This is a genomic window from Microbacterium sp. CnD16-F (assembly GCF_024124465.1).
GTDB lineage: Bacteria > Actinomycetota > Actinomycetes > Actinomycetales > Microbacteriaceae > Microbacterium > Microbacterium gawkjiense.
The window spans coordinates 24,538-39,330 of record NZ_JAMXSA010000023.1; the positions used below are offsets into that span (position 1 = coordinate 24,538).

The 14,793-nt window shown below is 68.1% G+C and carries 11 protein-coding genes; 3 read left to right on the top strand and 8 right to left on the bottom strand.

The annotated features are described in order from the left end of the window. Positions 1-8: 8 nt before the first annotated feature. Genes NH287_RS08225 through NH287_RS08240 form a run of 4 tightly spaced genes read right to left on the bottom strand, consistent with a single transcriptional unit; the run spans position 9 to position 5,622 of the window. Positions 9-722 carry an IspD/TarI family cytidylyltransferase gene (locus tag NH287_RS08225; RefSeq protein ID WP_253035210.1) on the bottom strand — a complete coding sequence of 238 codons (714 nt, stop codon included), beginning with the start codon at positions 720-722 and terminating at the stop codon, positions 9-11. Continuing rightward, positions 719-2,530, bottom strand: coding sequence for a CDP-glycerol glycerophosphotransferase family protein (locus NH287_RS08230; RefSeq protein ID WP_253035211.1), 1,812 nt, complete (start codon positions 2,528-2,530; stop codon positions 719-721). Before NH287_RS08230 ends, NH287_RS08225 begins: the two co-directional genes overlap by 4 nt. Further along, a complete protein-coding gene (locus tag NH287_RS08235) occupies positions 2,527-3,648 on the bottom strand; it encodes an NAD(P)-dependent oxidoreductase (protein WP_253035212.1) in 1,122 nt (373 codons plus the stop codon). The genes NH287_RS08230 and NH287_RS08235 overlap by 4 nt, the downstream gene beginning before the upstream one ends. 51 nt (positions 3,649-3,699) lie before the next feature. After that, entirely contained in the window at positions 3,700-5,622 is a 1,923-nt protein-coding gene (locus tag NH287_RS08240) for a glycosyltransferase (protein WP_253035213.1), read from the bottom strand. Between the two features lie 83 nt (positions 5,623-5,705). On the opposite strand from NH287_RS08240, the gene rfbA reads away from it, so the two are divergent. From rfbA to NH287_RS08255, 3 genes are read left to right on the top strand one after another with little or no spacing between them, the layout of a single operon-like run. Continuing rightward, a complete protein-coding gene (gene rfbA, locus NH287_RS08245) occupies positions 5,706-6,575 on the top strand; it encodes a glucose-1-phosphate thymidylyltransferase RfbA (protein WP_253035214.1) in 870 nt (289 codons plus the stop codon). A 2-nt stretch (positions 6,576-6,577) separates the two neighbouring features. Beyond that, positions 6,578-7,576 (top strand): dTDP-glucose 4,6-dehydratase, encoded by a 999-nt coding sequence (gene rfbB / locus NH287_RS08250; protein ID WP_253035215.1) that lies wholly within the window; start codon positions 6,578-6,580, stop codon positions 7,574-7,576. Continuing rightward, positions 7,573-8,976, top strand: coding sequence for a bifunctional dTDP-4-dehydrorhamnose 3,5-epimerase family protein/NAD(P)-dependent oxidoreductase (locus tag NH287_RS08255; protein ID WP_253035216.1), 1,404 nt, complete (start codon positions 7,573-7,575; stop codon positions 8,974-8,976). The genes rfbB and NH287_RS08255 overlap by 4 nt, the downstream gene beginning before the upstream one ends. 21 nt (positions 8,977-8,997) lie before the next feature. Here NH287_RS08255 and NH287_RS08260 read toward each other — a convergent pair whose 3' ends face one another. The 4 genes from NH287_RS08260 to NH287_RS08275 form a co-directional block, all read right to left on the bottom strand. Then, positions 8,998-9,744, bottom strand: coding sequence for an ABC transporter ATP-binding protein (locus NH287_RS08260; protein WP_290440443.1), 747 nt, complete (start codon positions 9,742-9,744; stop codon positions 8,998-9,000). Further along, complete coding sequence (locus NH287_RS08265) at positions 9,744-10,634, bottom strand: ABC transporter permease (protein WP_253035218.1); 891 nt, start codon at positions 10,632-10,634, stop codon at positions 9,744-9,746. Before NH287_RS08265 ends, NH287_RS08260 begins: the two co-directional genes overlap by 1 nt. 88 nt (positions 10,635-10,722) lie before the next feature. After that, positions 10,723-13,716, bottom strand: coding sequence for an SH3 domain-containing protein (locus NH287_RS08270; RefSeq protein WP_253035219.1), 2,994 nt, complete (start codon positions 13,714-13,716; stop codon positions 10,723-10,725). A 173-nt stretch (positions 13,717-13,889) separates the two neighbouring features. Then, positions 13,890-14,793 (bottom strand): glycosyltransferase (locus NH287_RS08275; protein WP_253035220.1); only part of this gene is annotated, 904 nt, incomplete at its 5' end.

Consider the following 14,793-nt stretch of genomic DNA (forward strand, 5'->3'; position numbering starts at 1 on the left):
CCCGCGCCTCAGCCGCCGATCTGGTTGCGCTCGATGACGTCGAAGAACGCGCGGCAGACGTAGTAGTCCTCGGCCGTCGTGATCTTGATGTTCGAACGCGGACCGTCGACGCGGTACAGGGTGTGCCCGTACCGGCGCAGCAGGCTGCAGGTGTCGATCGAGTCGTTCTCGCCGTCGGCGACGGCCTGGTCGTAGACGCCGAGGACGGTGTCGAGACGGCCGCTCTGCGGCGCCTGCGCGACGTACAGGTGGTCGCGCGGGATGACCTCGTCGACGGCGCCCGCGGCCGAGGAGATGATCGTCTCGTTGAACTTCGTGCTGGTGATGGCAGGCCCCTGCGAGCGGACGGTCTCGATGTTCGCCGAGATCACGTCCGCATTGATGAGGGGACGCACCCCGTCGTGCAGGAGGACGACGGTGTCACCGGGAGCCTCGTTGGCGACGGCCCGCAGCGCGCGGTGGCGGGACTCCTGACCGGTCGCGCCGCCGTCGACGATCCAGTTCACCTTGGTCAACTCGTACCGGGCGACCAGACGCGCGAAACGGTCGCGCCACTCCGGCAGGATGGACACGGCGATGCGGTCGATCTCGGGGTGGTCCTGGAAGTGCTGCAGCGTGTGGACGATCAGCGGTGTGCCGTGGATCTCGAGGAACTGCTTCGGCAGGGTCGCCGACGTCATCCGGGATCCGATCCCGCCGGCGAAAATGATGGCGATGTTCACGCGATCTCCTCTTCTGGGACGTCCTTCTCACTGGACTCTGTGGTGTTCGCGTCGGAACGCTCGGTCGGCACCGGGCTCTCGGTGATCTTCTCGGTGTCGGGGTTACCCAGGATCAGCCAGTCGATGACGCGGTCGGCGGCCCCGGTGTCGACGCGGTCGAAGTTGAGGCGACGGAACTCCGCGACCTTCTCCTGCTCGAACTCGCCGGTGCGGAGCGCGTCGATGACGTCGTCGAAGGTGTCGGCGACGCGGCCCGGGGCGGTCTCGTCGTAGTCGCGGTGGAAACCTCGCGTCGCGGCGTAGTTCACCTTGTCGGGCGCGAAGAACAGCATCGGGCGATCGAGCAGCGAGAACTCGTAGATGATCGACGAGTAGTCGGTGATGAGCACATCCGTCGCGTGCAGCAGGTTGAGCCCGTCCGGGTAGTGCGTGAAGTCGAAGAAGCGATCCTGGTACTGCTCGGGGATCTCGATCGGGTTCTTCACGAAGTGGTGCATCCGGAACAGGACGACGGTGTCGTCGCCGCACACCTCGTACAGGGCGTCGAAGTCGATCTGGCTGTAGTCGTAGAACGCCGTGTAGATCGACCGTCCGCGGAACGTCGGCGCGAACAGCACGACCTTCTTCCCGGCGATCTGCGGATACTCGGTGGCGAACGTCGTAAGGAACCGGTCGCGCAAGGTGGTGTCGAGGAACCAGTCGACGCGCGGCAGGCCCGTCGGGATGACGGCGGCCTCCTCGATGCCGAACGCTTCCGCGTAGACGTGACGCAGGTGCTCCGAGCCCGTGATGGCGAAGGTGTACTGCCGGTGCGGGTGCCAGAGCTTGGGCGACCCCAGGTTGCCGAAGCGGCTGTATCCGACCGACTTGAATCCGCTGCCGGCATGCCAGAGCTGGATGACCTTGGTGCGCGGGTCCATCCGCAGACTCTTGAGGATGCCGAAGTAGTCGTCGAGAAGCACGATCTCGCTCGTCGCGAGCAGGTAGATGATCCGGAGCGTCGTGCCCCAGCCGCCCGAGCGCGGCAGGCGGAAGGAGTACTTCATGTCGAAGCGGTCCTGCAGACCGCGCTCGACGATCCGCTCCTGGACGCGACGGAGGTTGCCCTCGATGCGCAGACGCTGATCGGACGCGAAGAGGATGCGGCCGGGCTTCACCCCGACCGTGCGGGTGATCAGCTGGTAGATGAGTCCGGCGTACCGCTGCTTCGCGGGGGCGCCCAGGAAGAACGCTTTGAGGCGCTTCATCGGACGGAACTTCTTCGGCTTCGGTCGGGAGCGGAAGAGGTGGTAGCTCCGCATGAGGAAGTCGAGCCGTTCCAGGTCGACCGCGTTCTCGGCGATGCCGAACGAGACGGTCGTGACGGCGCGGTTGCCGTCGTACAGGAAGACGCGGGACCCCTCGTCGAGTTCGAGCAGCGAACGTCCGTCGAAACGCGCCGGCGCGACCCGTTCCCCGTGCGCGAACATCACGATGCGCCAGGTGCCGTTGGGGATCGCCTGACGGTCCCGGAACGTCGGGACGTCGACATGCAGTTCGAACGAGCCGGGTCCGACCGCGGTGAAAGGCACCGGGATGCGCCGCTTGCCGTCGATGAGTCGGAAGTCGACGGCGGGCGGGGGCACCTCGCCCCGCTCAGGGGGCAGCGGCGTCCAGTCCCCCACCTGGACGACCGACAGGCGGATCGTGAGCTTCGCCCTCTCCCAGCTGAGCTCGTCGACGGTGACGTCGAACGGCGGCAGAGGCCGGATGATCTCCGCCTCGCTCACCGGGACGACGGATGCCGGAGGCACAGCGGCATCCGTCACGACCCGGACCCCGTTTCGCGCTCCTCGTGCCACGCCAGCGTGCGGTCGAGCCCCCGCTGCAGACCGACGTGCGGGGCCCACCCGAGGCCCCGGAGCCGCGCGTCGTCGAGTCCCTGACCCTTGACGGCGTTGTAGCGGCTGAGGTCGACGCCCTCCGCGAACCGCACGCTGAGCCCCTTCTCGGGTCGCGCCTGCGTGAACGCCTCGGCGAGCTCCCGGATGCTGATGAACCCGTCGCGATCGGAGATGTTGTACGCGGTGTCCTCCCCCAGGAGGATCGCCGCGAACATTCCGGACACGGCATCCGCGAGGTAGGTGTAGGTGCGGCGGGCGCTGCCGTCGCTGTTGAGCGTGATGTCGCGCCCCGCGAGGACGTCCGAAGCGAAATCGGCTTGGACGCGGCCGTCGTCGAGAGCCATGACCGGTCCGTAGATGTGACCGAAACGGCCGATCGTGATCGGGACACCGTGCTGTGCGTGGTAGCTCACCGCGATCGTCTCGGCCGCACGCTTGCCTTCGATGTAGGACGCCCGGGGCGTCAGGATGTCGACCGCGCCGTAATCGGACTCGCCGACGAGGGATCCGTCGTCGGCGCGCTGGCCGTAGACCTCCGCCGACGACATCAGCACGAAGCGCGCTCCCCCCGAGGCGACGCAGAGGTCGAGCAGTCCGAAAGCGCCGTTGACGTTCGCGCGGATGGAGTCGACGGGATTCGCTGCGTGCAACGCGGGGCGTGCGGGAGAGGCGCCGTGGATCACCAGGTCCACCGTGCGGTCGAGCTCGATCCTTTCGCGGACGTCCCCCTTCACCAGGACGACGTCGTCCCGGTCGGTCACCGAGCCGAGAAGAGCCCGTGCCTTGTCGAGGTCGCGCACGAGCGCGATCACGGTGATGCCCGCGTCCCGAACGTCGTTGAGACCCAGCAGCGTGTAGAGGGCGTAGGAGGGGATCATCCCTGCGGCGCCCGTCACGAGCACCGTGGCACCCTGGAGCCGCTCCCACGGGAGCGGCTGCCCGACGATCTCGGCGATGTCGCCGTCGATGACGGCGCTCCCGGTCACGCGGACGACGGGTGCCGTCGCGGTCGTTCCATCGCCACGGGGTGTGTGTTCAGGCATTTTGCCGATTCTACGGCACCGGTTCGCGATCGCCCTGAGCGCCGGGCCGTCTCAACGGAGCCCGAGTTTGCGCAGCACCTTGCCGACCTTGCGGCGGAGGGTCGGCGCCGCGGGCTTCGCCGTGGGACGCGCGCTCTGCGCCGTACGCGCCGTGCGCGCCATGTCGACACCGCCGGGCCGCCGCCGGAAGGACCACGATGTGGCGCCTCCGGGAGCACGGTCTCCGATGCGGAGCTCACGAACGTCGGGGTGCGGTCCGGGGATGCGGAGGAGAGCGTGCCCGTCCTTCACCGTCAGCGTCGCCGCCGTCGCTCGCGGTCCGGCGGCGCCGGCCTTCCACTCGCCCACGGATGCGTCGACGGACCCCGAGCCGTCGTGTCGGCCATCGAGGCTGATCACGAGATCGCCACCCTCCAGAGAAGCAGCCGTCGGGCTGAGCCGCCGAACGGCTTCCTGTTGGCCGTCCGGGATGAGAGTGGCGGCTCCGCCGTCGTTCGGGTAGACGAGGTGAAGGTGGCCGTCGGCGACCGAGACGGACGCGGGGATCGCGGACTTGACGGCGCGTGCAGTCGTCGCGCTGCCGAACCTCGTATGCAGGCGGATGTCCCAGTGGGATCCGCTATCGAGAGGACGACCGAACGCGGCGCGGCGCGGATCGATCGAGAACCTCATCCGGCCGGCAATCCCGACCGTGCCGTCGGGGCGATCCTCGACGCTCACCTCCGAGGTCGTCTCAAGGGCCCAGGCCACCCGCGACTGTCGCGAGTGACCGAATGCCGTGAGCTCGATCGCGTCGATCTCCCGGGTCACGTCGATCGCGTCGCTGGAGACCGCATCGAGGACCTCCTGGGGAAGATCCTTGACGATCCGGCTGCCCATGCGCCGCAGAGCGGGGCGACGGCCCGAGGAATCGGCCCACTCGACGACCCCCTCGACGTGGAGGACGCCATCGCGCCACTGCACCGCGTCGGCACTCCCCCATCCGGGCACAGCGGCATCCAGCGCGCACACCGTCTCGATTAGATCCTGACGACCCGCATGGAGCAGCTCAGCGCGCAACCGACGCGATACGGCGAGCCGACTGTCCAGACGCCGGTAGCCGTAATCGGCCTGCAGGGCAGCCGCGTGCTCGAAGATGAACTTCTTGTTGCGCTCGGATCGCTCGGTGAACTTGAGGTCGAAAGCGCCGACCACGCGCGAGTTGTACTGATGCAACTCGAGCTGTTCGCGCTGCATCCGGTTCTCTTCGCCGGGCAGCGTCTCGACGGTGGCGGAGCAGACGCGACGCAGCCACTCCCAGTAGTCGTCGTTGGACTTCAGGAACGTGGTGGACCCGCTGCCCTCGGTCGTCACCCAGTGGTAGTACGGGACGCTGGCGAGCGAGGACACCACCTTCGCGTCCCGGGCGACCTGGAGGTTGAAGAAGATGTCCTCCCACAGCACCCGCCTCCCCTCGGGGAAACGGATTCCGTGCTGGTCGAGGAACGCCTTCCGGTAGAGCTTGTGGGGATTCATCGGGAGGAGCGGGTGCACGTCCTCGCGCCCCTTCGCCTGGGGGCGATCCACGTCGTAACTTCCGAGCGCCCACCCGGGATCGGTGGTTCGCGACTCCTTGCCGCTGACGACGTCTGCGCGATGGGCTGCGGCGAACTCGTACGCCGCTCGGAGCGCATCCGGGTAGAGCTCGTCGTCGTGGTCCATGAAAGCGACGTACTCGCCCCGAGCGAGGTCGATGCCCACATTCCGGGGCTTCGACGGCCATCCGGAATTTTCGATCGCCTCGACCCGCACGTTGCGGTGCGTGGACTGGAGTCCGCGGAGCCGTTGCAGGGTGTCGTCCGGCGAGCCGTCGTCGACGAAGATCACTTCGAACTCCGACGTCGGCAGGGTCTGCCGATCGAGCGACCCGACGAGCCGGGTCAGTCCCTCGGGAGGTGTCTGGTAGGTGGGCACGACGACCGAGACCTTGATCACCAGGCCATGTTACGGGCGCGGTCCCACGGCTCGCAGGATTTCGGCGTCGGGCGCACGACACCGCTTGTGGAACGATGGGAGCCATGAAGGGCATCATTCTCGCGGGGGGTTCGGGGACGCGGTTGCACCCGATCACGCTCGGTGTGTCGAAGCAGTTGATCCCGGTGTACGACAAGCCGATGATCTACTACCCGTTGTCGACGTTGATGCTCGCCGGCATCCGCGACATCCTCATCATCACGACCCCGCATGATGCGGAGCACTTCCAGCGGTTGCTGGGTGATGGGTCGCAGTTCGGGGTGTCGTTGTCGTTCGCGCAGCAGCCGTCGCCCGATGGTCTCGCGCAGGCGTTCACGATCGGGGCGGACCACATCGGCGACGACAAGGTCGCCCTGGTCCTGGGTGACAACCTGCTGTACGGGCCGGGTCTGGGGTCGCAGCTGGCACGGTTCCGGGATGTCGACGGCGGCGCGGTGTTCGCGTACTACGTCGGGGAGCCCGAGGCATACGGCGTCGTGGAGTTCGACGCCGACGGCCGCGCGATCTCCCTCGAGGAGAAGCCTGCGCAGCCCAAGAGCAACTACGCGGTGCCGGGTCTGTACTTCTACGACAACGACGTCGTCCAGATCGCCCGCGACCTGAAACCCTCCCCGCGCGGGGAGTACGAGATCACGGACGTGAACAAGGCGTACCTGTCGGCCGGCTCCCTGCAGGTGCAGGTGCTGCCGCGCGGGACGGCGTGGCTGGACACGGGCACGTTCGATCAGATGCTGGATGCCGGTGAGTACGTCCGCACCATCGAACGCCGCACCGGGTTGAAGATCGGGGTGCCCGAGGAGGTCGCGTGGCGGCAGGGGTTCCTCACCGACGATCAGCTCCGTGAACGGGCCGAGAAGCTCGTCAAATCCGGGTACGGCACGTACCTTCTCGACATCCTGAACAGGGGCCTGTGACCATGCCACATCTTCTCGTGACCGGCGGCGCCGGTTTCATCGGATCGAACTTCGTCCACCACGTGATCGGGCACACCGACCACACCGTGACGGTGCTCGACAAGCTCACCTACGCCGGCAATGAGGCATCCCTCGCCGGTCTCCCCGAGGACCGGGTCGACCTGGTCGTCGGGGACATCGCCGATGCGGAACTGGTCGACACCCTGTTCCAGAAGGCGGATGCCGTCGTCCACTACGCGGCGGAGTCCCACAACGACAACTCGCTGCACGACCCGCGTCCGTTCCTGGACACGAACATCATCGGCACGTACACGCTGCTCGAGGCGGCACGCCGCCACGACACCCGGCTGCACCACATCTCCACCGACGAGGTGTACGGCGACCTGGAACTCGACGACCCCGCCCGGTTCACCGAGCACACCCCCTACAACCCGTCCTCGCCGTACTCGTCGACCAAGGCCGGCAGCGACCTGCTCGTGCGCGCCTGGGTCCGCTCGTTCGGGGTGCGCGCCACGATCAGCAACTGCTCCAACAACTACGGCCCCTACCAGCACGTGGAGAAGTTCATCCCCCGCCAGATCACCAACGTGATCCGCGGCATCCGTCCCAAGCTGTACGGCAAGGGAGAGAACGTCCGCGACTGGATCCACGCCGACGACCACTCCTCGGCCGTCCTCACCATCCTCGACAAGGGCGAGATCGGCGAGACCTACCTCATCGGCGCCGACGGGGAGAAGGACAACAAGACCGTCGTCGAACTCATCCTCGAGCTCATGGGCCAGTCCCCCGACGCCTACGACCACGTCACCGATCGCGCCGGGCACGACCTGCGCTACGCGATCGACTCCACCAAACTCCGCACCGAACTCGGCTGGACCCCGAGCTACCAGGACTTCGAAGCCGGCCTCGCCGCCACCATCGACTGGTACCGCCGCAACGAAGCCTGGTGGGCCCCCGCCAAGGACGGCGTCGAAGCCTTCTACGCCTCGAAGGGCCAGTGAGAGTGACGGATTTCGGCAAAGCGCTGTCGGCCACCGAGACCGGGATCCCCGGTCTCGTCGTCTGGGACCTCCCCGTCCACGGGGACAGCCGCGGCTGGTTCAAGGAGAACTGGCAGCGGGAGAAGATGACCGCGGCGGGGCTCGCGGACTTCGGTCCCGTGCAGAACAACATCTCGTTCAACGACGCGGTCGGGACGACGCGCGGCATCCACGCCGAACCCTGGGACAAGTGGGTCTCTGTCGCGACGGGCCGGATCTTCGGTGCGTGGGTGGACCTGCGCGAAGGCCCGACGTTCGGCACGGTCTTCACGGCCGAGCTCGACCCGTCGCGCGCGATCTTCGTGCCGCGCGGTGTCGGAAACTCCTACCAGACGCTCGAGCCCGACACCGCCTACACGTACCTCGTCAACGACCACTGGTCCCCCGACGCGTCGTACTCCTTCCTGAACCTGGCCGATGAGACGGCGGCGATCGACTGGCCGATCCCGCTGGCCGACGTCGAGATCTCGACGAAGGACCTGGCCCACCCGCGGTTGGCCGATGTCGTGCCGATCCCGCCGAAGAAGACCCTGGTGGTGGGGGCGAACGGACAGCTCGGACGCGCCCTGCGCGCCGCCCACGGCGAGGACGAGAGCGTCGAGTTCGCCGGCCGGCAGGAGCTCGACCTCACCGGCGATCTGCACGACGCACGCCGCTGGCGCGACTACGGCACGATCGTGAACGCCGCGGCCTACACGGCCGTCGATGCCGCCGAGACCGACCGCGCCGGCGCGTGGGCGGGGAACGTCACCGCGGTCGCCCAGCTGGCGCGGATCGCGGCCGAGAACGGCATCACCCTCGTCCACGTCTCGAGCGACTACGTCTTCGACGGAACGGCCACGACGCCGTACACCGAGGACGAGCCGGTCGCTCCCCTCGGTGTCTACGGGCAGACGAAGGCCGCCGCCGACGCGATCGTCGCGACCGTCCCGCGCCACTACATCGTCCGCACGTCCTGGGTGATCGGCGAGGGCAAGAACTTCGTCGGCACGATGGCCTCCCTGGCCGAGCGCGGCATCGCCCCCTCGGTCGTCGACGACCAGATCGGTCGGCTCACGTTCACGGACGACATCGCCGGCGGCATCCGTCACCTGCTCACCGGCGCCGCGCCCTACGGGACCTACAACCTCACCGGCGGAGGCGCTCCCGCGTCATGGGCGGACATCGCCGCCGAGGTCTACGAGCTCACCGGCCACGACCGCACGGCGGTCTCGGGAGTCAGCACCGAGCAGTACTTCGCGAACGCCACCGGCCCCGTCGCGCCGCGCCCGCGATGGTCGGTGCTCGACCTCGGCAAGATCGAGGCGACGGGGTACTCCCCTCGCGACTGGCGGGAGTCGCTGCGCGACCACCTCGGCTGAGCGCGCGGGCCAGCGGAAAGCTCAGCCCTTCTCGAGCACCTCGAGGGCATCGTCGATCGGTCCGTCGAAGACGACCTTGCCCTTGCGGATGACGACGCCCCGCGAGCACAGGCTCTTCACGATGTTCTTGCTGTGACTGACGATCATCATCGTCACACCCTTGTCGGCGAGCTCGCGCAGCTTTGCGTCGCACTTCGCGCGGAAGGGTGCGTCACCCACCGAGAGGACCTCGTCGACGAGCAGCACGTCGAGTTCGACATGGATCGCGACGCTGAACGCGAGACGCATGAACATGCCCGAGGAGTAGTGCTTGACCTCCTGATCGATGAAGTCGCCGATGCCGCTGAACTCGACGATCTCGTCGTAACGGGCTTTCGTCTCCTTCTCGGTCATCCCGAGGATGGCGGCGTTGAGGAAGACGTTCTCGCGGCCAGTGAGGTCGGGGTGGAAGCCGGCACCGACCTCGATGAGACCGGCGACACGACCGCGCGTGAAGACACGGCCTTCGTCGGGCTCGAGGACGCCGGAGACGAGCTTGAGCGTCGTCGACTTGCCCGAACCGTTCAGCCCCATGATGGCGACGGACTCGCCCTCGGCGATCTGGAATGAGATGTCATCGAGCGCCTGGAACTGGCGCGAGCGCGTGGACTGCCGCTTGATGACGCTGATGAAGGCGTCCTTCAGGGAGCGGGCGGAGCGCTTGTTGAACCACTTCGAGACGTGCTCGACGATGATGCGGGGCTGGGCTTCGGTGGCGGTAGGGGACATCACAGATCCTGGGCGAAGGTGCGCTCGGCGCGGCGGAAGACGAGCTGGCCGAGGACCAGGGTGACGAGTATGACGCCGACGGATGCCGCGACGTGCCACCCGAACTCCGGCGGCCAGCCGAGGTTGGCGGGCGCGGGCGAGGCCTCGTTCACCACGGGCAGCGCGCCCCAGAACGCGTGGTGGAACATCTCGACGGCCACCGCGAGGGGGTTCGAGATCCAGACGTGGAACAGCCACCGGAATCCTTCGGTGCGCTCGTAGACCATCGCCCAGGTGTAGAGGACGGGGACCGACCACGTCGCGATCGTGCGGATGATGTCGACCGTGTTGCTGGCGTCGCGGAAGCGTACGTTCAGGGCGGCGAAGAAGAGACCCAGTCCGGTCACGAACAGCAGCACCAGCACCATGCCGAGAAGGACCAGTCCGAGCGAGGCGAAGCTCGGCAGCCAGCCGAAAAGCACGCTGACGAGGACGAGGACCGCCAGTTGCGGGAGGAAGTGGGTGAAGGCCCCGATGATCGCGGCCAGCGGGAAGAGCTCCCTCGGCAGATAGATCTTGCGCACGAGCGCACCGTTCTTGACGATCGACTGCGTCGCTGCACCGAGGGTTTCGTTGAACAGGTTGACGAGGACCAGACCGCTGAACAGGTACAGCGGGAAGGCCGGGACGTTCCGGTGGAGCCCGAGGATCTCTCCGACGACGAGGAAGTAGACGAGGAACTGGATGGTCGGACGGACGTAGGACCAGAACCAGCCGAGCACGGAGTTGCGGTATCGCAGGGCGGTGCTCTTGCCGATCAGCAGCCGGAGAAGGTAGCGGTACTCGAAGACGTCGAGGATGCCGCGTCCACGTCCAGGCGTGTCGAAGGCGCTGTAATCGATCTGTGTCACGGGTTTCCTTGCGAAGGCGGGTGCCGTTCAGGCCGTCGATCATCCTATCCGACGGTTCCTGAACGACCTCCGGCGGGGTCGTGTCGCGTCAGCGCAGGAAGTCGCTGCTCACCCAGCCGGTCTTGCCCTGGAACGACGTCTTCCGCCAGATACCCGAGGATGCGGTGATGGTGACCTTGGTCCCCTTCGGGATCACGACGAGGATCTTGCCCGACGTCGACGGAGTCTGCCGCAGGTTGAGCGCCGACGTAGTCGTCTTCACGCTGGTCGCGGGCGCAGCCGTCAGCTTCTTGAGCTCGGAGTCCCGCATCCACCCCTTCGTCGATCCGGCCGTGACCGCGCGCCAGATCCCGAAGGTGTCGTGCACGGTGACCTTCGTGCCCGCCTTCAGGGTCGAGAGGACCTTGCCCGAGGCGGATGCCGTCGCCCGCAGCGGCGTGGACGCGATGACCTGCCGGTTCTGACCGCCGATGGCACCGGGGTTCTTCGTCGACAGCTTCGACGTGAACACCCATCCGGTCATCCCGTCGACCGTGATCTGCGTCCGGTCCCCCGAGACCGAGAGCGCCTTCACCGTCGTGCCCTTGCGGAGCGTCGCCTGAATCGCCTTCGACGACACCGACGGCGTCATGTTCGTCGTCGTCGCCAGATACATCGTCTTCGCCGCCGAGACCGCCTTCAGCTCGGAGTCCCGCATCCAGCCCTTCGTCGACCCCGCGGTGACGGCGCGCCAGATCCCGAACGTGTCGTGCACGGTGAGCTTCGTGCCGGCCTTCAGGGTCGAGAGGACCTTGCCCGAAGCGGATGCCGTCGCGCGCAGCGGCGTGGACGCGATGACCTGCCGGTCCTGGCCGGAGATCGCACCGGGGTTCTTCGTCGACAGCTTCGACGTGAACACCCATCCGGTCATCCCGTCGACCGTGATCTGCGTCCGGTCCCCCGAGACCGAGAGCGCCTTCACCGTCGTGCCCTTGCGGAGCGTCGCCTGAATCGTCGCCGACGACACCGACGGCGTCATGTTCGTCGTCGTCGCCAGATACATCGTCTTCGCGGTCGAGATCGCCTGCAGCTCGGAGTCCCGCATCCACCCCTTCGTCGACCCCGCAGTCACCGCCCGCCAGGCCCCGTAGCCGTCGTAGACGGTGACCTTCGTGCCGGCCTTCAGCGTCGAGAGGACCTTGCCCGAAGCGGATGCCGTCGCCCGCAGGGGCGTGGCGGCGATGCTCTGACGATCCTGCCCCGCCACTCCGCCGGGGTTGGTCGCGACGAGCTTCGCCGTGGTGACCCAGCCGGTCGTCCCGTCGACGACGATCTGCGTGCGGGTGCCGGACACCGACGAGGCGACGACCGCCGTGCCCTTGCGCAGCGTCGCCTGGATGGTTTTCGAGGTCGCCGACGGCGCCACGTTGTCGGGCGCCGAGAGGTACATCGTCTTCGTCACGGCCTGCAGCTCGGAGTCCCGCATCCACCCCTTCGTCGATCCGGCCGTGACCGCGCGCCAGATCCCGAAGGTGTCGTGCACGGTGACCTTCGTACCCGCCTTCAGGGTCGAGAGGACCTTGCCCGACGCGGATGCCGTCGCCCGCAGCGGCGTCGAGGCGATGACCTGCCGGTCCTGACCGCCGACGGCACCGGGGTTCTTCGTCGACAGCTTCGACGAGAACACCCACCCCGTCATGCCGCCCACGGTGATCTGGGTCCGGTCACCGGACACCGCCAGGGTCGTGACCGTCGAGCCCTTGCGCAGCGTCGCCTGGATCGTCGCCGACGACACCGACGGCGTCATGTTCGTCGTCGTCGCGAGGTACATCGTCTTGGCCGGCGGCTTCTCCTCGACCGTCATGAAGTCGCTGTGCGACCAGTACGTCGAACCCGCCACCTGGATGCGCCACCACACGCCGTAGATCCCGGTGCGCTCGTACTTCTGCCCGGCCGTGATCCAGCGGAAGCCGGTCGCGCAGTCGAGCGAGGGAGCCTTGCGGGCTCGCAGGTTCTCCGAGACGACGGTGATCGTGCCGCCGGCCTTCGTGATGCTCGACTCGGCGGGCACGGCGCACGGGTTGCCGGCCGGCGTGCCGCTCGCGATCGAGAGCGCCGACTTCGCGATCCACATCGACGTCGAGCCGACCGTCGCCCGCGCCCACGACCCGTACGTGCCGGTCACCGTCACCTTCGCGGACTTCGCCACGCTGCTCGAGCCCGCCGCACACAGCGTGCTGGGAGCCTTGCGCGCCGTCGTGGCGGCCGTGACGGTCGCCACGGAAGACGCCGGGACGATGTCAGCGGCCTTCGGCGCCGTGCACACGTCCACCCGGGCAGCCGCCCCGGACCCCCAGCGGTTCACCTCCGGGGCGAACCACTGCACGTAATAGTTGTAGAAGTTGCGGTTGCCGTAGCTCGAGCACCCGTCGCCGGTCGCGTAACCGGCCGCCAGCGCCGCCATGTTCGGACGGTACGGCGTGTAGATGTACAGGTTGGCGGTCGCCTGGTTCTTGATGAGGACCTTCGACGTCCCGCAGGCGCTGTTCGGGTGCCACTTGACCGTGGCCACCTGGCCCTTTCGGTACCCGTACTTCGTGGGATTCTTCGCGTACACCTGCTGCTGCCGCGCGCCGAGATAGACCTGGTTGAAGAACCCCGCGGACGCCGCGCTGCACGGCGCCGTGTCGGGGCAGTTCATGCCCATCGCCGCCCGATAGCTCCACTCGCTCGGCTTCGTGGAGGTGACCAGGCCCTGCTCCTTCTGGAGCATGACGAGGATGACCTTGGGGCTGAGGCCGCAGGCCTTCCCGACGGTCACGATGATCTCGGCGGCGCGCACCTTGGTCTTCTTGGGGATGGCCGCGCAATAGGCATCCTTCGCCTTCGCGGGGATGTCGGCGGTGAAGTTCCGCAGGCAGGTCGGTCCGCTGGTGGCCTTGCAGGACGGCACCCGCGCTTCGAGGAAGGTCTGCGCCTGAGCCGCAGTCATCGAGCCGCCGTTGAAGTACTCGGCATCGCTGATGATGAACCCGCCGTCCTCGATCGTGGACGGGAGCCGGGGGTCCGCCGCGGTCGCCGTCGACGCAGGCGCGACGGCCATCAGGACACTCAACGACAGCACGGTCGCCAACAGGATCGCGAGGCTCCGCAGGGGTCGACGGGGCACGGAAACTGAGAGGCGCATGTGAACAGTGTTACTGAAGTCACGTCCTGTTACCAGTCGAGGCTGGATATCAGTTGTGCGACACGCCGAGGCCCGGCGTTCGGACGACCTCAGAGTTCGGCGTGGAGCTGCCAGACGCGCTCCGCCGCGCCCGCCCAACTGAACGCCCGCCCACGATCGGCGGACAGGACGGCGAGTCGTTCGACCGCGGAGGTCGACGCCAGCGTCGCGGCGAGCTCGTCCCCCAGCGATCCGGCGTCGCCCGGCGCGAAGGTCGCTCCGTCCAGCAGGAGTTCGCGGTGCGTCGCGCTGTCGGCGGCCACGATGGGCACCCCCAGCCGGAGCGCATCCAGCGTCCGCCAGGGGAAGGCGGTGCTGTCCGACGGCGCGAGGAGGGCCACGGCGCCGGCGAGGACCGCGGCGCGATCGGGCGCCTCGAGGTGACCGCGCACGTGCACCCGTCGCTCGGGCAGGCCCGCCGCGGCGGCGAGCTCGGCGATCGCGGGTTCCTGACCGTCGGGCGCGTCGATCACGACGACGGCCGTGTCCCGTCCGGAGGTCGCGACGGCCTCGAAACCGGTGCGCAGACGGTCGGATGCCGCCGACGAGCCCGACAGCAGGACGTACCCCTCGGGCAGGCCGAGGTCGCGCCGACGCCCGATCTCGTCACTGGGGACGCGGAGGGCGCCCTCGGGAGCCCCGGCGATCACCCGGATCCGGTCCCCGAGGGGCGCCAGCTCGGCGACCCGGTGGGCGAGCTCGTGCGTCGGCACCACGACGGCGTCAGCGTGCCGGACGGCCCGGCGCAGCATGGCGCGGGCCCAGGCGGCATCCGTCCGCGACACCTCGTCGGGGTGATCCCACGGACGGACGTCCCACAGGGTCACGACCGTCTGGTCGTGGTCGTGGACGCGGTCGTGCCGCACGAGCGGCGCTGCGAGCGTCGCCGAGTGGATGAGGCCGTCGCCGGCGCCCGCGCGGAGTCCGCGCCGCCACAGGGCCGCGGCGGCCGCG